The organism is Chloroflexota bacterium, assembly GCA_020161265.1.
GTDB lineage: Bacteria > Chloroflexota > Chloroflexia > Chloroflexales > Herpetosiphonaceae > Herpetosiphon.
Genome location: JAIUOC010000010.1, coordinates 101,472 through 121,729, shown reverse-complemented (window position 1 = coordinate 121,729; position 20,258 = coordinate 101,472). Strand labels below are relative to the sequence as shown.

Here is a 20,258-nt window from a genome sequence, read left to right as displayed (position 1 = left end):
TGAATTTTAGCCGAGATAGAGCGCCATCACCAAGAAATGGCAAACGCTGCCGCCCATCACAAAGCCATGCCAAATGGCGTGATTGTAGGGCAATTTTTCCCAGCGATAAAACACCACGCCTGCGGTGTAGGTCAGGCCACCAGCCACCAACAAGGCAAATGCCCCAGTCGGCAAACTTGCTACCAAATCATCCCAGGCCATTACCGACAGCCAGCCCATGCCAACGTACATCAAGGTTGAAAGCAATTCAAAACGCTTGATGAAAAACATTTTAAAGCAGATGCCGGCGAAGGCACAGCCCCAAATCAAGCCAAAAAGCGTCCAAGCAAGGCTACTTTGCATGCTCACCAACAAAATCGGGGTGTAGGTGCCAGCAATCAATAAATAAATAGCGCAGTGGTCGAAAATTTTCAATAAATATTTGGCGCGAGGGTTACTGATGCTGTGGTAGAGCGTCGAGGCCAAATACATACAAATCAGGCTGACCCCATAGACTGTAAAGCTGGCAATTCGCCATGGGTCGCCGGTGTTAATCGCCATAATCAGCAAAATCACTAAGCCAGCCACGCTCAAGGCAACTCCAATTCCATGGGTAATTGCATTGGCTAATTCTTCGGCGGCGGAATATTCGGAGTAGTGGACGTTGCGTTCTTCAATTGCTTTTGCCATATGACCTCCAGCTAAGCTATGTTTTGCTGGTTGCTATTATACCTTGTAATGCAAGGTACTTTGCAGTGAAAGGTATAGTTCTTTTGGGCTAGCCACAGTGGCGATCTTTGCTATACTTGGCGTGCAGCGTTGCACCACGAGAGCGAAGATTCCCTGTAGTTCGAGGTATTTGCCATGGCCAATTTGCCAAGCTACGATTTTGCCGATTTAATCAAAGCTGACCATGATGCTGAATTTGTTTTGACATGTTTCGCTGAAGTGTTACAAGAATTAGGCGAGGCTGAACTCGCTGCCTATCTTGGGTTACCCACAACCGCCTTAAGCGATGCGACAATTACGCCTGAACGAGCGATTCAAGCGGCCTCGCTCAGCTTTCAATTGCTGAATATGGTCGAGGAAAATGCCGCCGCTCAACAACGCCGCGTGCGTGAAGCTGCCGAAGGCTTCAATGCCGAAGTTGGTTTGTGGGGCAATACCTTGCAAAGCCTGAGCCAAGCTGGCTTCAGCGCCGAGCAGATTGGCGCTGCCTTAGGCCAGATTTATGTTGAACCAGTGCTGACCGCCCACCCCACCGAGGCCAAACGGGCGACCATGCTTGAGCATTATCGACGTTTGTATTTGCTATTAGTCAAGCGCGAAAATCCGATTTGGACTCCGCTAGAGCAACAGGCGTTGCGCGATGAGATTAAAGTTGAGCTTGAGCGGCTTTGGCGCACTGGCGAGATTTTCCTTGAAAAGCCGAGCGTCGCCGATGAATTGCGCAATATTTTACATTATTTGCGCCATGTATTTCCCGCCAGTTTGGCAACGCTCGATTTGCGTTTGCAACAGGCTTGGCAATTGCAGGGCTTTGATCGGCACTTGTTGCCTGCAACCGATCAATTGCCGCATGTGCAGTTTGGTACATGGGTTGGCGGCGATCGCGATGGGCATCCCTTGGTTACGGCGGCGGTCACACGCATTGCTTTGCAGGAGTTGCGGCACAATGCGCTTGAGGTTTTGCATGAACAATTAGTTCAACTAGTGATCAAATTAAGCTTATCTGATCGTTTGCAGCCACTGCCCGCCGCCTTGCTTGAAGCCCTCGATGCTGGTGCGGCTGCGTTGGGCCAACGTGGGCAAATGGCCTTGGCACGTAATCCCGAGGAGCCATGGCGACAATGGGTCAACCTAATCATTGCGCGATTGCCCGAAGCAAACCAACCGCGTCAGCCTTGGCAGTATCGCAGTAGCAGCGAAACTGTGGCCGACCTGCAATTTTTGGCCGAGCAACTGCATGCTGTTGGCGCACAACGGCTGGTTTTGAATGATCTTCAGCCTGTGATTCGCAGTGTGCAAAGTTTGGGCTTTCATAGCGCTGTGCTCGATATTCGTCAAAACAGCAAATTCTACGATTTGGCGGTAGAACAATTGCTGCAAGCCGCTGGATTCAGCGATTATCAATTTAGCAGTTGGTCAGAGGAACAACGGCTTGAATTGCTCAACCGCGAGTTGCAAAGTGCCCGCCCATTTGCCCACCCCAGCCTTGAGTTGGGCAACGAAGCTAGCGCGGTGCGCGATTGCTATCGTGTGTTGGCCGATGAAATTGCTCAGCACGGCACGGCAGGCCTTGGCTCATTGATTATTAGCATGACCCGTAGCCTCTCGGATTTGCTGGTGGTTTATTTGTTGGCACGTGAAGCTGGCTTGTTACAAGTTACTGAGGCTGGCTTGGCCTGTGTGCTGCCAGTTGTGCCACTATTCGAAACGATCGAAGATTTGGAAATTAGCCCCGGCATTCTCGATGCGTTTTTGGCCCATCCGGTCAGCCAAGCGAGCAAAGGGTTGCGCCAAACCAGCGTGCAACAGGTGATGGTTGGCTATAGTGATAGCAACAAAGATGGCGGTATTTTGGCCAGTTTGTGGAGCTTGTATCGGGCGCAAGGCACACTAGCAGCGGTAGGGGCCAAACACCAAGTGCGAGTACGCTTCTTCCATGGCCGTGGCGGCACAATCAGCCGTGGCGCTGGGCCAACCCACCGTTTCTTGAACGCGCTACCAGCAGCGGCCTTGGCAGGTGATTTGCGTATGACCGAGCAAGGCGAAACCATCGCCCAAAAATATGCCAACCATATTACAGCGGTCTATAATTTAGAATTAATGGTGGCGGGCGTAACCGAAGCCACACTGCTTGGCTCGCAGCGCGATCAAACGCCCCACAGCCTTGCCCCAACCATGGATGCACTGACTGCCCACAGCCGCCAACGCTACGAAACCTTGATTCAAACACCTGGTTTTATTCAGTTTTTTGGTCAAGCCACGCCGATTGATGTGATTGAGCAAGGCAAAATTGGTTCACGCCCTGCCCGCCGCACAGGCCAACGCACCCTTGGCGATTTGAGGGCAATTCCATGGGTATTTAGTTGGAGCCAATCCCGCTTTTTCCTCTCTGGTTGGTATGGGGTTGGCAGCAGCTTGGCATGGCTCGCCGAGCAACATCCTGAGCAGTTTGCCCAACTCAAACAAGCAGCCTTTGAATGGTATCCGTTGAAATATTTATTGACCAACGTGAGCACCAGTATGCTCTCGGCTGATCTGGCAACCATGCAAGCCTATAGCCAGTTGGTCGAAGAACCAAACGTGCGCCAGCCGATTATGGCAGCAATTGAAGCTGAGTTTAAGCAAACCCAACAGCAACTAGAGCTGATTTTTGGTGGGAGTTTGGCCGAACGTCGCCCACGGATTTATCGTATGTTGCAAGGTCGTCAGTCACGATTAAGCCAATTGCATCAGCAACAAATCAATTTGCTGCACACATGGCGCAGCCTGCCCAATGAGCAAATTCCAGAGCGTGAGCAATTACTTACCCAATTGCTGCTCACGGTCAATGCGATTGCTAGCGGCCTGCGTACCACTGGCTAAACAAAAAACGCCCCGCATTGCAAATGTACAATGCGGGGCGTTTCGATCAACGCAACTAATGTTTCAGGCTGGCTTCGCCATGGAAACGATCGAAAGCGGCCCGTTCGAGCGCTTCGCGATGGTCAGGGTGAGCAATATCGATCAAGGCTTTAGCACGTTCGCGCAAGGTTTTGCCATACAAATACGCCACGCCATATTCAGTCACGATATATTGAACGTGGGCACGAGTGGTCACCACGCTAGCGCCTTCATGCAGCACTGGCACAATCCGCGATTCGCCACGGCGGGTGGCTGAAGGCAGGGCAATAATTGGCTTGCCGCCCTCGGAGAGCGCCGCCCCGCGCATAAAGTCCATTTGGCCGCCAACCCCGGAATATTGGAACGTGCCAATCGAATCGGCACAGACTTGGCCCGTCAAATCAACTTCAATCGCGCTGTTGATCGCCGTAACATTGGGGTTGCGCCGAATCACGCTGGTATCGTTGATGTAGGTGATGTCGAGCATGGCGATCTGTGGGTTATCATCAACAAAATCATACAATCGCCGTGTGCCCATCATAAAACCACCAACGATTTTGCCTGGGTGGGTTTTCTTCATGCGTCCGTTGATGATGCCGCGTTCAACCAAATCGATAATTCCATCGGAAAACATTTCGGTGTGAATGCCCAAATTTTTGTGGGTGGTTAAGGCTGCTAACACTGCGTCGGGAATCGCTCCGATACCCATTTGCAAGGTTGCGCCATCGCTGACCAAGCCCGCAATATGGCGGCCAATCGCCCGTTCAACATCACTCAAAACGGCTGGCGCATGTTCATAAATTGGTTCATCGACCTCGACCGCAAAGTTAATTCGGTTGATATGAATGTGGCCATCGCCATGGGTTCGGGGCATATGTGGGTTGATTTGGGCAATCACGCATTGAGCAACTTCGACGGCTGCTCGGGTGACATCGACCGAAACGCCCAACGAGCAAAACCCATGTTGATCAGGTGGCGAAACTTGAATTAATGCCACATCGAGCGGCAAAATTCCCCGTCGGAACAAACCTGGAACTTCGCTCAAAAAGACCGGAACATAATCGGCTTCACCAGTTACCACGGCGCTACGAATATTCGAGCCAATAAATAAAGCGCGGGTATGAAAACTTTCGCGATATTTGGGATCGGTATACGGTGCTGGCCCTTCGGTATGGATATGCACCAATTCGACATCACGCAATTCATCGGCGCGGGCAACTAAAGCCGCAATTAATTGTTGAGGTGCTGCGGCAACACTATGAATAAACACACGATCGTGTGATTTAATCGCTTGAACAGCTTCGTTCGCTGAAACGTAACGCATACTAAGCCCCCTAAATCGTTGGTTGGTGTAGCCTCGGCTACATCTCTATTGTGACCGATTTCTTGCCAGCACGAAGTGAAAAGAGCCATGAAATGGGTTAAGGTTTAGCAACATCAAACGATTCAAAATTGTGGCTAGATTTGACACAGACACCCGTTATAATACATCTGTTCGAATTAATCTGGAGGATGCATGCATGGCCGTGTCAGAGCAGACGGTTGCCCGCGCCGCAAGCTTGCGCGATGAATTGAATCTATACAATCATCATTATTATACGCTTGATGCACCGCTGGTCAGCGATGCTCAATACGATAGTTTATTAAATGAATTGCGGGCAATTGAGGCCGAATATCCCGAATTGCGCACCCCCGATTCACCGACCCAACGGGTTGGTAGTGCTCCGCTGAGCAAATTTCCCAAAGTGCAGCACCCCGTGCCAATGTTGAGCCTTGGCAATGCGTTTAATGCCGATGATTTGGCCGCGTGGCGACGACGCGCTGAACAAATTATTGGTACGCAGCCAATGAGCTACACCGTTGAGCCAAAAATTGATGGCTTGGCCGTGGCGTTAACCTATATTAATGGGGTGTTTAGCGTTGGCGCAACCCGTGGCAATGGCGAAATTGGCGAGGATATTACCGCCAACCTGCGCACGATTCGCGATGTGCCCTTGCGGCTGCAACCAATCGATGGCCAAGCCTTGCCCGAACGCATCGAAGTGCGCGGCGAGGTCTATTTGCCGGTCGAAGCGTTTAATCAATTGAATGAACGCCAAGCCCATGCTGGCGAAAAAGTCTTTGCTAACCCCCGCAACGCTGCTGCTGGATCGTTGCGCCAGCTCGATTCAACGATTACTGCTGGTCGTCCGTTGCGCTTTTTTGCCTATGCCGTTGGCCCTTTCAGTGGCGTTGAACTCAACAGCCAAGCCCAAACCCTCGATACCTTGCGCAGTTATGGGTTTAGCGTTAATCCCGATACGCGGCTGTTTGCTGATTTTGAGGCGGTAATCGAATATTGCCACGAGTGGATGAGCCGCCGCGAAGCGCTGAGCTATGAAGTTGATGGCGTGGTAGTTAAAATTAATGATTTTGCCATGCAACGCGAATTGGGTGTGGTTGGCCGTGATCCCCGCTGGGCGATTGCCTATAAATTTCCAGCTCGCGAAGAAACCACCACGCTGCTGAATATTGTGATCAATGTTGGCCGCACTGGCAAACTGATTCCTAACGCAGTGCTCGAACCAGTGAGTTTGGGCGGCACGACGGTGCAGCATGCCTCGTTGCACAACGCCGATTACATTATTAGCCGCGATATTCGCATCGGCGATCGAGTTGTGGTCAAACGGGCTGGCGATGTGATTCCCTATGTGATTGGGCCAATTGTCGAGGCCCGCACTGGCAACGAGCAAGTTTGGCCAGCGCCAACTCATTGCCCAACTTGTGGTCAACCAGTCGAGCAAATTGGCGATGAAGTTGATATTTATTGCGTCAATAATGCTTGTCCCGCGCGTTTGATTCGTTCAATCGAACACTGGGTCAGCCGTGGCGCGATGGATATTGTGGGCATGGGCGAGCGCCAAGCCAGCCAATTTGTCGAAATGGGCTTGATCAAATCGATTCCTGATATTTATCGTTTGACGGTTGATAGCTTTGTAGGTCGCGAAGGCTATGGCGAACGGCGCGTCGCCAATTTGCTGAATGCGATCGAAGAATCCAAGCAACGCCCGCTTGATCGGGTGATCACCGCTTTGGGGATTAACGGCGTTGGAACGGTGGCGGCAGCAGATTTAGCTCGTTATTTCCGTTCATTGCCAGCCTTAGCCCAAGCCACGATTGAGCAATTGACGGCGATTGAGGGGATTGGTGGCAGCACCGCCCAAAGTGTGGTCGATTTCTTCAATACGCCAGCCAACCAACAATTAATCGCCGAATTATTGGCTTTAGGCCTCAAAGCCGAGCCTGGTGAAGTTGCTGAATTGCAAAGTGATCGTTTGGCGGGCAAAAGTTTTGTGATCACTGGAACCTTGCCTGGCGTTAGCCGCGAAGCCGCCCAAGCTTTGATCGAAGCGCATGGCGGCAAGGTTGGCGGTAGCGTCAGCAAGAAAACTGATTATTTGCTGGCAGGCGAGGCGGCTGGCTCAAAATTGACCAAAGCCCAAAGTTTAGGCGTAAAAGTGCTGAGTATAGATGAGTTGCATGCGCTGCTAGCTGATGAATAGCGCCTGAGCTTTTTGTTGATCCACGAAGCGCACGAAGGGTATGAGGCTATTGGCATTAGGCTATCGGAACAATTGTTGGTATTTCATGCAATCTCCGATAGCCAATAGCCTTCAGCCTAGAACCTTCACTCCTCTGCGTTAAATTTCCGATCCACGAAGGACACGAAGCCCACGAAGGGGCGAGGGATCTGAGGTCAGGGGCCAGCTTGAAAATATCATCTTTCTGACCCCTTGCCCCTGAATCCTGACCACTCAATCCTCTGCGCCTCTGCGTTAAACTTCAGCTCCCGATCCCCACTAACCAATCCCCAATCCCCCATCGTGCTACAAGTTTAGCCTAATCATGGCGCTATGACTTATTCTAGTCATGTTATTAAGGAAATATTGACTTTTGCTGCTGGCTATGGCGTAATAGTTAGGAATATTAATTTATTCACTGGAATAAGTTTCAGCAAGGAGGCCAAGCGCAAAACCTAGGAATCTCAGCGGCGAGATTATCGAAGATTAGCCAGACTTGTAGTTACAGTTCATGGAGGAATTGTATGAAACCCTCACGGTTTATGTGGATTTTTGCTTTACTTGTTCTTTTTGGTAGTTCTCTTCCCACAACTCAAGCCCAATCGCGCAAAGATGGCGAGGTTGATAACAACGATGTAACCGTGCCCGTCAACGACCCCGAACGCGGCATGATCTACGATGGTTTGACTCCGACGAAAACTGGTCCGTGTGCTGGTATGTACGAAGTTAAAGTTGGCGACCAAATCTTCTGTAGCCACGGCCCCGACCCAATCGCCAAAGGCAAATCGGTTAAAGACGAAACCTTGCCGCTCGAAAAGGCTGCAATCAACCCAATGATCGTCTGTAACGGCGATGGCCACGCTGGCAACCGCACCCAAGTGATGTATGTGCGGGCTTCCGACCGACCTGATCGTTTCAACCAATTCGTTGGTTCGATTCGCCAATGGTCATCGGATATGGATCGGATCTATCAAACCAGTGCCCAAGAAACTGGTGGCTTCCGCGCTGTCAACTTCGTCACCAACAATTGTGAAATTTATGTGATGAATGTGGTCGTGCCAGCCGATGGCGACGATTCAATCGATAAAACCGCCAATGCGTTGAAAGCCCTCGGCCATAACCGCGCCGACCGCAAATATTTGACCTTTGTCGATAATAACATTTTGTGTGGCGTAGCCTTCTACATGCTTGACGATCGCCCAGATCAAAATAACGCCAACAACTTCGGCCCTGGCTTTGCACGCATGGATAACGGCTGCTGGAACGGCGCAACCGCTGCCCACGAACATATGCACACGATGGGTGCAGTGCAACGTTCGGCTCCCAATAGCACCGCTTATGGTCACTGTATCGACGATGAAGATATTATGTGTTACGTTGACGGCCCAGGCACGCCACCAATGCAAAATCGCTGTGGTGCCAGCCAATATGGCCGCTTCGATTGTAACCACGACGATTATTTCCACACCAACCCGCCAGCAGGCAGCTACTTGGCAACCAAATGGAACTCGGCCAACAATAAGTTCTTGTTGAAGCAAGCACCTGGCGCAACCTACTATCGGGTGCGCAATCGGGCAACCAACAAGTGTATCGATGTCGCCCAGGGTGGAAACCCTGCTAATGGCACGGTCATTCTGCAATGGGATTGCCACAACGGCTACAATCAACAATGGCAATTGATTTCGACTGACAATGGTTTTGTGCGCTTCGTCTCACGGGCCACCGGCAAGGTGATGGATGTAAGCGCCGCCTCGACCAGCGATGGAGCCAAAATCCATCAATGGGAATGGGTCGGCGGAGCAAACCAACAATGGCGTATCAATAATCTTGGCAATGGCTATTCAACCATTACGGCTCGTCATAGTGGGTTAGCGGTTGATATTCCATGGTGCGATGCAGCCAGCGGCGTGCAATTGCAACAAGTCAATCCAACTAACAACGATTGTCAATCATTTGTATTTGAGCCAATGCAATAAGTTCAGCGCTATCACTCCTTAGCACACATACCACAGCAGCAAGGCCACTGGAAATTCCAGTGGCCTTGCTGTTTTTTTAGAACATATCGCTCATCCACGGGCGTGGGCTAGCAAAAATTGCCGCCAACAAGCTTAATTGATCAGCATCGGCCTGTAAACTGCCAGCCAAACGCAAATCGTGGGGCGCAAGGTAGCCGCTATACAAGGCAGCCAGATCACGCACATGCAGCGAAACTGCGCCATTGCCACCACGCTCTAATCTGCCAACCCCATCACGGAGTTGCAACACCCAACGGCCATGGTTCCAATCCAAGCGTGGGTCAATTAAGTCGAGGGCAATTTCGCAATTCAGCCAGCCTGGAAAACCACGGCGTTCGATGGCCAGCGGCGCATTGATGATCCGCAGCATCCAATCCAAATGCCAGTTATATTCAACCCCCTGTTCGTGGTAGCGAAACAGCAATGGGTCCATTGGTGCACCAGGCAAGACAATTTTACTGACTAATGAGCGATGACCAGCCCAAAAATCCAGCAGCGCATCTAAGGCCGCGCCTGTGGTTGCCACCCAATCGATCACTTTCACATCTTCGAACTGGCCAGCTTGCTCATAGACCACATAGCCCACCGCTTGACCAGCCTGATCGCTCAAAATATAGCGCAAACGTTCAGCGCGGGGCGAAACCATCACCCGTTCCCACATCAATTGCGAACGTTCGAGCACCCCAGCTTGGCTCGCCGCCCAAGGATCGTAAATCGCGGCAAACGGCGCATAATCAGTTTCGAGCACTTGACGCAGCGTCACACCATGATCACGCTTGGGTTTGATCAAACTAGGATTCAATTGATACAAGATACGGCTGCCAGCTCGCTCGTAGCCAAGCGTGCGATAAAATTGAGTTGTAGCTGGATAGAGCGTTGAAATCGCCACATCTTGCTCGTATTGCTCACGCAACATGGCTTCCATCATGAATCCGCCAACTTTACGCCCGCGCCATTCGGGGCCAACTCCAACCACTGTAATCCCAGCGGTTGGCTGAGCTTTGCCGCCAAACCACTGGCCCATCGGCAAAATCCCCAAGCCTGCGGCGATTGTCCCATCAACCTTAAAGGCCCGATATAAACCCACCCCACGCTTTTGCATCCATTCAACCAACGCTTCACGGTTCATGTTGAAATGCAAAGCTTGGCCCAACAATGGCGCTAGAACCGCAATATCTTCCTCGACGGCATTACCATACCAATAATTCACTCTAAGCCTCCTGTTGGAAAATTGCTTGGCCAAGCAACCAAACGCTTGGCCATCAGAATATCGGGCTTGCCCAAACCATTGGCATCGGGAATCATGCCAACGATGCTAAATCCACAGTGTTGATAAAATTCAAAGGGGTGGCGGCGGCGATTCTGAATCGTGGCGAGGTGCTGCAGCGGGTTGGGGAAAACATCGATGCCGCTGGCTGAGGTCAAAAAGGCTTCATCATCAGTGCCCAACATTAAGGTCAGGCCACCACGGGCACTACATTCAACCTCTAAGGCTTGGACTAACGCGCGACCAATGCCATGGCCTTGGTAATCGGGGTGAACTGCCAAGGGATGCAATTCCCAGACATTGCCATCGTAATTTGGTTGGCCGCCAATCCAACCAACCACTTGGCCCTCAATTAGTGCCATAAAACCAACTCGTTCGGGCAATAGCGCCTCTTGCATTTCTTCACGGGCATCGTCAAGCGTTGGCCAAGCTTCGGGCCAATGCTCAGCAAAGGCCAGCACCAACAGCTCGGCAGCTTGGTCGAGTAAGCGCTCATCAGCAACTAAAGCACGAATTTCCATGACACACTCCTTTGGCAAATCACAGTTGCACTCATCGATTAATCAGCCATGGCATTCGCCACAATGCAGCAATATTAACAACAATGTCCATCACAAGGATCAGGCCTTGGAACGAATAACAGCATGCAACGCGGCGTGTTATGATTGAGCTTGCATACATTTCAAGGAGGATTTCCATGCGCCGTTTCGCCACAGTCTTTGCGCTGTGTAGCATTTTAAGCTTTACTCTGCCCTCAATTGCTGCCGCTTGTGGAGCGTTGATTCCCGCCGATGATCAGATTCGCCAGGCTGGCCTCAACGTGATTTTTGCTGTCGATGGTCAAGCCAACCAAACCACCGCCTATATTCAAATTAACTATGTTGGCGATCCCGCTGAGTTTGCTTGGATTTTGCCAGTACCGAGTAATCCCAAGGTCGATGTGATTGAAGCCAGCACGTTTGCTGAATTGCATACTCTGACCGATCCACGAGTGACCTTCCCTTCGCCACCTGAATGTTTTCCGGCGATCGTTGGAGCAGCACCTGAGGGCGCTGGTCAAGCCCCAAATGTGTTGCAACAAGGCCAAGTCGGCCCCTACGACTACAGCGTAATTGAGGATCGTGATCCAGCGGCGCTTGAAACATGGCTCACAACCAACGGCTATCAAACTCCAGCGGGTTTAGAAGCTGCCCTAAAACCCTATACCGAAGCTGGCATGCCCTTGATCGCTATGAAACTCAAGCCTGGCGCTGATACCAACGATATTCAACCTGTCGCAATCAGCTTCACGGGCACAACCCCAATGCTGCCCTTGCGCTTGGCAGCCTTGAGCAGCGAACCCAAAACTCCAATCACGGTCTGGATTTTCGGCGCTGCCCAAGCGATTCCAACCAATACCGAACGCTTTACCATGCGCGAAAACGATTTGGCGCTTATGGCCTACGATGGCTCGAATAATTACAAAGAATTGCGCAGCGGCGTGTTGGCAAGCGTAGCGGGCAAAGGCTTTTTGACCGAATACGCCCAACAAAGCAAATTTCTCAACCCCCAAGATAGCCTGCTGAAGGAATTGACCAGCAAATATACGTTCTTGACGCGGTTGTATGCTGAAATTTCACCCGAAGAGATGCTGTTTGATCCAACCTTTGGTTATAGCCCTGATCTGCCACCGCTTTCCAACAATATCGACTTGACCTATCGCACCGAGCCATACGATTGCGAAACTGCGACCTTGCACACGGTGCGTCGCCAGCAATACGATGCGGCCAAAGGCAATCGCTCATCAGAAGAAGAAGCAACTGCCAATTTGCGCCGTGGCCCCTTGCGCATCGGCACGCTGTTGGTGATTGGCGTAACCATGGGTTCGATCTGGCTCTTGGCTCGTCGGCCCAAACGCCGCCCCAGCGCCTAGAACTACGCTCCTAGGCCGTAATTAGCGTATTGCAGTTCAACCAAAAACCCATTAAGATACCAGTAGCAGCTTGACCTCATCACTCGATTTATGATGCCCGATGAGGTCAACTGTTTTGTTTGGAGGATTATCTGTGCGTATTGTTTTGGATGCCAGCGGTGGCGACCACGCCCCTCAAGCGACAGTAGCAGGCGCAATTGCCGCTGCTCGCGCTTGGGGCGACCAAATTATTCTCGTTGGCGATGAGGCTTCAATTCGGGCTGAACTCGCCAAACACGATACCAGCAACCTCGATTTACCAGTGGTTGATGCACCTGAAATGATCGAAATGACCGAGCATCCGGCCCAAGCGATTCGCCGTAAACGCAACTCTTCAGTTGCAATCGGCCTGCGTTTGGTGCGTGATGGTGAAGCCGATGCCTTTGTTTCGGCGGGCCATAGCGGGGCAACCATGGCAGGGGCGTTGTTCATCCTTGGACGCATTCGTGGGATTGAACGACCTTGTTTAGTCACCCATTTTCCAACCGTCCATGGCCATGCTTTATTGCTCGATTCGGGCGCAACTACCGATTGTAAGCCTGAATATTTGGTGCAGTTTGCCCAAATGGGCAATGTTTATGCCCAAAAAATCGCCAATATTGCCATGCCACGAATCGGCCTTTTGGCGAATGGCGAAGAGGCCAATAAGGGTGATAAACTGGTACAAGACACCCATGGACTGTTACAGCAACGTAGCGATTTGACCTTTATTGGCAACATCGAACCCAAAGATATGTTAATCAATGGTAGCGCCGATGTGGTGGTGGCCGATGGGTTTGTTGGTAATTTGGTGCTCAAATTTGGCGAAGGGGTCTTTAAAATGATCACCACCGCCGCCAGCAATAACATCAAAGCCGAATGGCGCAAAAATCTGGTCCTAGGCTTGCTGCCAGCCTTAGTAGCATTGATTTTGCCAGGCAAAGGTCGTTGGCGAGCATTAATCGCTGGTCTAACTGGCTTGACATTGCCTGCGAGTATGGCCGTTGCACCACTTTTGGCCTTACGTAAACGTATGGATTATCGCAGCCATGGCGGCGCACCGTTATTGGGCGTTAATGGAATTGCGATTGTTGCTCATGGCAAATCCGATGCGTTAGCAATTCAAAATGCAATCGGGCAAGCTCGCAATGCCGTTGAACAACGGGTCGTCGCAACCATTAGCCATGCCCTCGAAACCGTTGAATTAGTACCCTCGGCCTAATTTAGGAGGTAAACCGTATGGCGCTTCGTGAATGTCCTAATTGTCGGGCAAGTGTAGATGATGTAAATCCGTTTTGTTCTGAGTGTGGAACCCGGCTCAACGCTGCGCCAACGGCTGCCGAAGGGCCAACTCAAGCTCTGCCGCGCTACGATGGTCAAGGCGGTTTTTCATCACCAGAACAAAATTATGGTCAAGCTGGTAGCTATCCACCGCCACCACAACAAAATTATGGTCAAGGCGGCAGCTATCCACCACCGCCACAACAAAATTACGGTCAAGGCGGCAGCTATCCACCACCGCCACAGCAAAATTACGGTCAAGGCGGCAGCTATCCACCACCGCCACAGCAAAATTACGGTCAAGGCGGCAGCTATCCACCGCCACCACAACAAAATTATGGCAATCAGCAACAATACACGCCCGCCAACTATCAACAACCAAATTATGGCGCATCCTATCCTAATGCCAGCGTACCAACCAAACGCAGCAGCAACACCGGAATTGTAATCGGGATTGTCGTGGGGATTCTGGTGCTGATCGGGGCTGGCGTAGCCTTTTTGATGGATGGCGATAAAGACGATCCAAATAATAAGCTCGTTGCAGGCAATGCGACCAGCGTCGCCACCGCCACTGCCCGCCCAACCCGCACCCCAGCGGTAGAAGCAACCGAGGAGCCAGAAGCACCAACATCAGAGCCGAGCACTGGCGGCTTAGCCTTCTTGGAAGACGATTTTTCGACCACCGATGAAGCTTGGCCCGATCAAGAAACTGCCAGCAAATCGGGCAAATATGCCTATGTCGAAGATGCCTATCAAATTCATGTATATGTCAATGAACGCATCATTTGGACATCCACTAATGAAACATATAGTGATGTTGATGCCCAAATCGATGTAAAAATGGTCAGCGGCGATCCAACCAATGCAGCCGGCCTTGTGCTGCGTGAGCAAATCGATGGCGATGCTTCAGGTAGTTTGTATGTCTACCAAATCGATGGTCAAGGCAATATTGCCTTCCGTCGCTATGACAAACAAACCGAAGAATGGACTAACCTCGTCGATTGGAAATTTAGCTCGGTTGCCAATGATGGCATTGGCGCAACCAATCGGCTGCGTGTGGTAGCGATTGGCTCGAACTTTACCTTCTATTTGAATGGTGAAAAAGTCGCCACCTACAACGATGATACCTATGCCAACGGCGCGGTGGGTTTCGGCGCAAGCACCTTTGATAATGGTGATACCTTAACCGAATTTGATAATTTACGCATGGCTTATCCCTAGGCCAATGTCAATCTGGCCCAACAACGCGGTTGGGCCAGCCGGAGTAGTTTTGTGTCATATCAACTGATCAGCATCAGCCAGCAGGCCGCCGTTACCACGGTTAGTCTCAATCGGCCAGAATTGCACAATGCCTTTAATCCCGAACTGATTGGCGAATTGCGCCAAGCGCTGACTGCAATCGCTGCCGATAGCACGACGCGGGTGGTTATTTTAACGGGCAACGGGCCTTCGTTCTCGGCTGGTGGCGATTTAAGCTGGATGCAAGCCAGCGCCAGTTACACGGCTGAGCAAAATATTGCCGATGCTGAAAATCTTGATGCTATGTTCGATTTGCTCAATAGCATGCCGCAACCAGTCATCGGGCGGATCAATGGCGCAGCCCTCGGCGGTGGTGCTGGCTTAGTCGCTTGTTGCGATTTAGCAGTAGCCGTTGAGCAAGCGAAATTTGGCTTTACCGAAGTCAAATTAGGCTTGATTCCAGCAGTAATTGCCCAATATGTCGTGCCCAAAATTGGAGTCAGCCATAGCCGCGCCTTGTTTATTTCGGGCGAGCGTTTCAGTGCCGAACGCGCCTTTGAAATTGGCCTGATCCATGCGATTACCAGCGAAGATGAGCTTGATCAAACGGTTGGCTATTTGGTAGAACGGATGCTCAGCGGCGGCCCGCAAGCCATGGCCCAAGCCAAAAAGTTGGTTCAAGCGATCTGGGAAATGGAGCGCAGTGCTGCCAAACGCTACGCCATCGAGGCGATCGCCCAAGCTCGTACCAGCGCCGAGGGCCAAGCTGGCTTAGCCGCATTTTTAAACAAGCGCAAACCGCAATGGTAAGACCTTCGACGAAAGGATAGCCGCTATGTACGATGGTGATCACGCGGTGTCAACCATTTGGCATGAGCAACTTGAGCTGTTAAAAAAAACCGCTCAAGAACATTTTTGCCTTCATAATGCCGAATTGTTGATTCAACGCATTTGCGCACTGATCAGCCACTATTTGCAAACGCCGCGGGTCACCATCGCCCTCGTTCAACATGATAGTTTTGTGCCAGTTGCCAGCGCCCTTGGCCCTTTAGAAGACCCAAGCTATCAACAGCCACCACGGTTAATCTACAATGCAGGAGCCGCTTGGTCGGCGGTTTGGCATCATCAACGCAGTATAATCACTCCTGCGCCAACCCCTGATGGAATGTGCCAACTCAGCGTGCCAATTCAGCGCAATGGTCAATTCCTTGGCTTAATCGATATTCAAAGTCCACAGCCTGAGCATAAACTAAGCCTCTTACAGCCAATTATCGAGATGATCGCCCAGCAATTAGCGCTAGCCTTGGGCACACTTCCTAGCCATCGTCAACATTATCGCGAAGATCAATGCACCCAAATCATCGAAAAAATCAATCTGCATATTTTGAAACACCTTGATGTATTAGCCGAGCCGCAACAGATTATCGAATTAATTTGGCGTTTTTTGCCGTTGCAAGGCGCTGCATTATATTTATACGATGAGCAAGGCTTGGGCTTATTGACTCAAATTAATGCCGCCCATGTGCCAACTCAGCGTGGAATTCAGCCGCTTAGCCCCAGTTATTACGAGCAAATCGGCCAGCAATCAAGCCATAGTTCAGCCAAAATGTTGCTGGCAGGCCAGCATGGCATCGATATTCATGTACCTGGCAATCAAGCCAATCTTGGTTTGTTACATTTAATTCCCGCCACGCCGTTTGAAGCTAACGATTTGCTGGCCTTGCAAGAGTTTGGCGCACGCTTAGGTTATATTTTGGAGCATAATCGGCTGTTTCGCTCGATGTATGTGGCCAATGAACGCAATGTGCTGTTTGCCCGCATCGTCAGCCATATTCGCCAAACCATGAATTTGCGCGAGGTTTGGCAGGATGTGTTGGCAACCCTCGGTTTGGGTTTACGCGCCGATTTCTGCACCGTGGCCTTGTACGAGCAAGAGCAACGCTTGCGCTTCCATGGAACCTACACAACCTTGCTGCTGCCCGACCATCTGACGGCTGCCGAGGCTTTGTTGCATAGCGAAATGCTGCAAGCCTTTCAACAAAAGCGCTCGCTGACGATCGACGAATATCACGATAGCAATGACCCTGAATTGCGCGAACGGCTGCTGGCCTTGAATATTCATGCTTTGGCTTGGGTTCCCTTGGTCGCCAACGGCCAATGGCTAGGCTTTGTTTGTGTCTATAAAGTGCAACGGCCCTTCCTCTGGACGCTTGACGATTTGCGCTTAATCAACGATGTAGCCGATCAATTGGCCTTAGCCTTGCGCCAAATGCAGCTCTACGAGGCCGAACGCCAACGCCGCCGCGAATTAGAAGCCTTACAAGAAATTATTCGCGCGATCAGCGGTGAACTCAATTTACATGCTTTATGTGGCAATGTGGTCGAAAAAGTAATCGATGTGTTTAAAGTTGCCGCTGCTGCGGTGCTGATGTGGCACAATGATGGCAGTGCCATGCAGGTGGTGGCCCACGCGGGCTTTTCCGAGCGCTATCTCGATTCGCTAGAGATGAACACTGATACGGTTAATTATTGGATTTCGCGCTTCAAGCCACCAACACCCTTGTATATTAGCGATATTCGGCGCGTCTCGCTGATTGGCGGCGATCCAGCTAGCGCCGAAGGTTTGTCATCACTCTTTGCCCAACCACTGATGGTTGATGGCCGGTTTAGTGGTTGGTTGCAAATGTATAGCCGCGGTAATGTGCGGGTTTGGAATCCTGAGGAAAGCCATCTGGCGGCCTCGATCGCCCAACAAATTTCTCAAGCAATTCATACAGCCCGACGTTATGAGCAAGAACATTTGCTGCGCACCGATGCCGAGCAATCATATTACCAGTTGCGCAGCGTGCTTGATGAGCTAGAAAACACTCGCGAAACGTTGATCAATTCGGAGAAACTACGAGCTTTGGGTCAACTTGCCAGCGGCGTTGCGCATGATTTCAACAATCTCTTGGCCTCAATTTTGGGCAATGCCCAATTTTTGCTGATTCACGAAGAGCATGCTGAGCGTCGTGATGCCCTGCAAGTGATCGAACGTGCCGCTAAAGATGGTGCGGTCACGGTGCGCCGGATTCAAGAGTTTGCGCGGGCCTCCGAAACAATTTACGACGATATTGTTGATTTGCGTGATGTGGTTAATATTGCGCTCGAATTTACCCGCCCTTCGTGGCGTGATAAAACCCAGCAACGCGGAATTAAGCTCGATATTAGCACCCATTTAGCTGCCGCCCATGTTCAGGGCAGCGCCGCCGAATTACGCGAAGTTTGCGTTAATTTGGTGGTCAATGCGATTGATGTCTTGCCCCAAGGCGGCACAATTACAATCAGCACTGGCACAACTGGCGAGTGGTCGTACTTTACGATTGCCGATAACGGCCCAGGCATCGCTCCCGAAGATCGCACCCGCATTTTCGAGCCATTTTTCTCGACCAAGCCAATTGGCGAGGGCACAGGTATGGGCTTGGCAGTGGCATTAAGCATTGTCCAACGCCATCGTGGCAAATTATTGACTGAAGATGTATATCCGCATGGCGCTCGCTTCGTGGTGTTGCTACCAATTCATCATGCCCCCCAGCCAAAACCCCGCCCCGTCGCGATTGTGCCTAAAACTGCGGCTCAGCGTATTTTGGTGGTTGATGATGAGCCAGCGGTGCGCAATATCGTGGCCAAAGTATTGCGCCACGATCAGCATGAAGTGACCTTGGCTGGCTCTGGTGAAGAAGCTTTGCGCTGGATCGACGAACAAGCCTTTGATCTGATTATTTCCGATTTGGGTATGCCTGGGATGAACGGCTGGGATGTGCTGGAACAAGCGCGACAACGCCGCCCAAATATCATCGCGATTTTAATTACTGGCTGGGGCTACCAACATGATGCTGATTACGCTGCGGCGCGAGGTGTCGATAGTGTGCTCGGCAAGCCCTTCGAGATGCAAACCCTGCGCAGCACCGTCGCCGATTTGATTCAAGCTCGTAACACACAAGGCCCAAACCGTGTATCATAGGGAGCGGGTCAATTTTACATCGTCGCACCACGCCCAACCGGCTGCAAGGATGTTTCCACGTAGACAAGGAGTGTACGCATGTCGTTAATGGATGTATTGCGCCAACAAGATCCCGATTTGGCGCAAGCTATCGACTCTGAAGCAGAACGCCAACGCCATGGGATTGAGTTGATCGCCTCTGAAAACTATGTCAGCAGTGCTGTATTAGCTGCCCAAGGTTCGGTGTTGACCAATAAATATGCCGAAGGCTATCCACGTAAACGCTATTATGGAGGCTGCGAGTTTGTTGATGTCGCCGAAGATTTGGCGATCAAACGCGCCAAGCAACTCTTTGGTGCTGAACATGTCAACGTGCAACCCCACTCGGGAGCGCAAGCCAATATGGCTGTGCAACTGGCCACGCTTGAGCATGGCGATCGCGTCTTGGGCATGAGTTTGGCTCATGGCGGCCACTTAACTCACGGCCATCCACTCAACTTCTCGGGCAAATCGTATGAGATTCACGGCTATGGCGTTGATCGCGAGACCGAACAGATCGATTATGAAGAAGTTGCCGAGATTGCCCACAAAACCCAGCCCAAGATGATTATCTGTGGAGCTAGTGCCTATCCACGCAACATCAATTTCGATTTGCTGCGCACGATCGCCGACAATGTTGGGGCGATTTTGATGGCCGATATTGCCCACATTGCAGGCCTTGTCGCCGCAGGTTTGCACCCATCGCCCATCGGCGTAGCTCAATATGTCACCACCACCACCCACAAAACCCTGCGCGGCCCTCGTGGCGGCATGATTATGTGCAGTGCTGAGCATGGCAAAAATATCGATAAAACCGTATTTCCAGGTGTGCAAGGCGGCCCGTTGATGCATGTGATCGCAGCAAAGGCCGTGGCATTTGGCGAAGCCTTGCAACCCGAATATCGCGATTATATGCGACGGGTTGTCGAAAATGCCAAGGTTTTGGCCGAAGCCTTGACCAACGAAGGCTTGCGAATCGTCAGCGGCGGCACCGATAATCACCTATTGCTGGTCGATTTGACTCCAGTGAATGCCACAGGCAAAGACGCAGAAAAAGCCCTTGACCACGCTGGCATCACCGTCAACAAAAACGCCATTCCCTTCGATCCCAAGCCACCAATGACAGCCAGCGGCTTGCGCTTTGGTACGCCTGCTGCGACGACTCGGGGCTTTGGGCCAAACGAAATGCGCCAAATTGCGGTTTGGGTCGGCCAAATCGTGCGTGAATTGGGCAACAAGAGCCTGCAAGCCAAAATTGCTGGCGAAGTTCGTGAATTGTGCGCGGCCTTCCCAGTACCAGGCCAACCAGAATACGCCTAAATCAACCAGTTAACCAGCTTAAGCGAGGCAGTCGAAC

13 protein-coding genes are annotated in these 20,258 nt (G+C 51.4%); 9 read left to right on the top strand and 4 right to left on the bottom strand.

The genetic code is table 11. The features are described 5' to 3' along the window. Positions 1 to 6: 6 nt before the first annotated feature. Complete coding sequence (locus LCH85_21550; GenBank protein ID MCA0354587.1) at positions 7 to 669, bottom strand: hemolysin III family protein; 663 nt, start codon at positions 667 to 669, stop codon at positions 7 to 9. A gap of 174 nt (positions 670 to 843) precedes the next feature. Here LCH85_21550 and LCH85_21545 point away from each other — a divergent pair, with 174 nt between their 5' ends. Continuing rightward, positions 844 to 3,570: a phosphoenolpyruvate carboxylase gene (locus LCH85_21545; protein MCA0354586.1), complete on the top strand. Its 2,727-nt coding sequence runs from the start codon at positions 844 to 846 to the stop codon at positions 3,568 to 3,570. Between the two features lie 55 nt (positions 3,571 to 3,625). On the opposite strand, the gene LCH85_21540 is transcribed toward LCH85_21545, so the two are convergent. After that, entirely contained in the window at positions 3,626 to 4,912 is a 1,287-nt protein-coding gene (locus LCH85_21540; protein MCA0354585.1) for a 4-hydroxybutyrate CoA-transferase, read from the bottom strand. A 196-nt stretch (positions 4,913 to 5,108) separates the two neighbouring features. On the opposite strand from LCH85_21540, the gene ligA reads away from it, so the two are divergent. Continuing rightward, complete coding sequence (gene ligA / locus LCH85_21535) at positions 5,109 to 7,130, top strand: NAD-dependent DNA ligase LigA (GenBank protein MCA0354584.1); 2,022 nt, start codon at positions 5,109 to 5,111, stop codon at positions 7,128 to 7,130. Positions 7,131 to 7,672: 542 nt separating this feature from the next. Next, positions 7,673 to 9,124, top strand: a complete 1,452-nt coding sequence (locus LCH85_21530) for an RICIN domain-containing protein (GenBank protein MCA0354583.1) — start codon at positions 7,673 to 7,675, stop codon at positions 9,122 to 9,124. A gap of 76 nt (positions 9,125 to 9,200) precedes the next feature. On the opposite strand, the gene LCH85_21525 is transcribed toward LCH85_21530, so the two are convergent. After that, entirely contained in the window at positions 9,201 to 10,373 is a 1,173-nt protein-coding gene (locus LCH85_21525; protein MCA0354582.1) for a GNAT family N-acetyltransferase, read from the bottom strand. Continuing rightward, positions 10,370 to 10,951, bottom strand: a complete 582-nt coding sequence (locus LCH85_21520) for a GNAT family N-acetyltransferase (protein ID MCA0354581.1) — start codon at positions 10,949 to 10,951, stop codon at positions 10,370 to 10,372. The genes LCH85_21525 and LCH85_21520 overlap by 4 nt, the downstream gene beginning before the upstream one ends. 176 nt (positions 10,952 to 11,127) lie before the next feature. Between LCH85_21520 and LCH85_21515 the strand changes: the two genes are divergently transcribed. The 6 genes from LCH85_21515 to LCH85_21490 all read left to right on the top strand — a co-directional run bounded on the left by LCH85_21515 (position 11,128) and on the right by LCH85_21490 (position 20,221). After that, on the top strand, positions 11,128 to 12,342 hold the full coding sequence (locus tag LCH85_21515) for a DUF2330 domain-containing protein (protein MCA0354580.1): 1,215 nt from the start codon (positions 11,128 to 11,130) through the stop codon (positions 12,340 to 12,342). Between the two features lie 133 nt (positions 12,343 to 12,475). Further along, positions 12,476 to 13,582, top strand: a complete 1,107-nt coding sequence (plsX, locus tag LCH85_21510; protein MCA0354579.1) for a phosphate acyltransferase PlsX — start codon at positions 12,476 to 12,478, stop codon at positions 13,580 to 13,582. Between the two features lie 17 nt (positions 13,583 to 13,599). Continuing rightward, positions 13,600 to 14,862 (top strand): zinc-ribbon domain-containing protein, encoded by a 1,263-nt coding sequence (locus tag LCH85_21505; GenBank protein MCA0354578.1) that lies wholly within the window; start codon positions 13,600 to 13,602, stop codon positions 14,860 to 14,862. Positions 14,863 to 14,913: 51 nt separating this feature from the next. Further along, on the top strand, positions 14,914 to 15,690 hold the full coding sequence (locus tag LCH85_21500) for an enoyl-CoA hydratase/isomerase family protein (GenBank protein ID MCA0354577.1): 777 nt from the start codon (positions 14,914 to 14,916) through the stop codon (positions 15,688 to 15,690). Positions 15,691 to 15,715: 25 nt separating this feature from the next. Beyond that, positions 15,716 to 18,883, top strand: a complete 3,168-nt coding sequence (locus tag LCH85_21495) for a GAF domain-containing protein (protein ID MCA0354576.1) — start codon at positions 15,716 to 15,718, stop codon at positions 18,881 to 18,883. A gap of 87 nt (positions 18,884 to 18,970) precedes the next feature. Beyond that, entirely contained in the window at positions 18,971 to 20,221 is a 1,251-nt protein-coding gene (locus tag LCH85_21490; GenBank protein MCA0354575.1) for a serine hydroxymethyltransferase, read from the top strand. Positions 20,222 to 20,258: the final 37 nt, after the last annotated feature.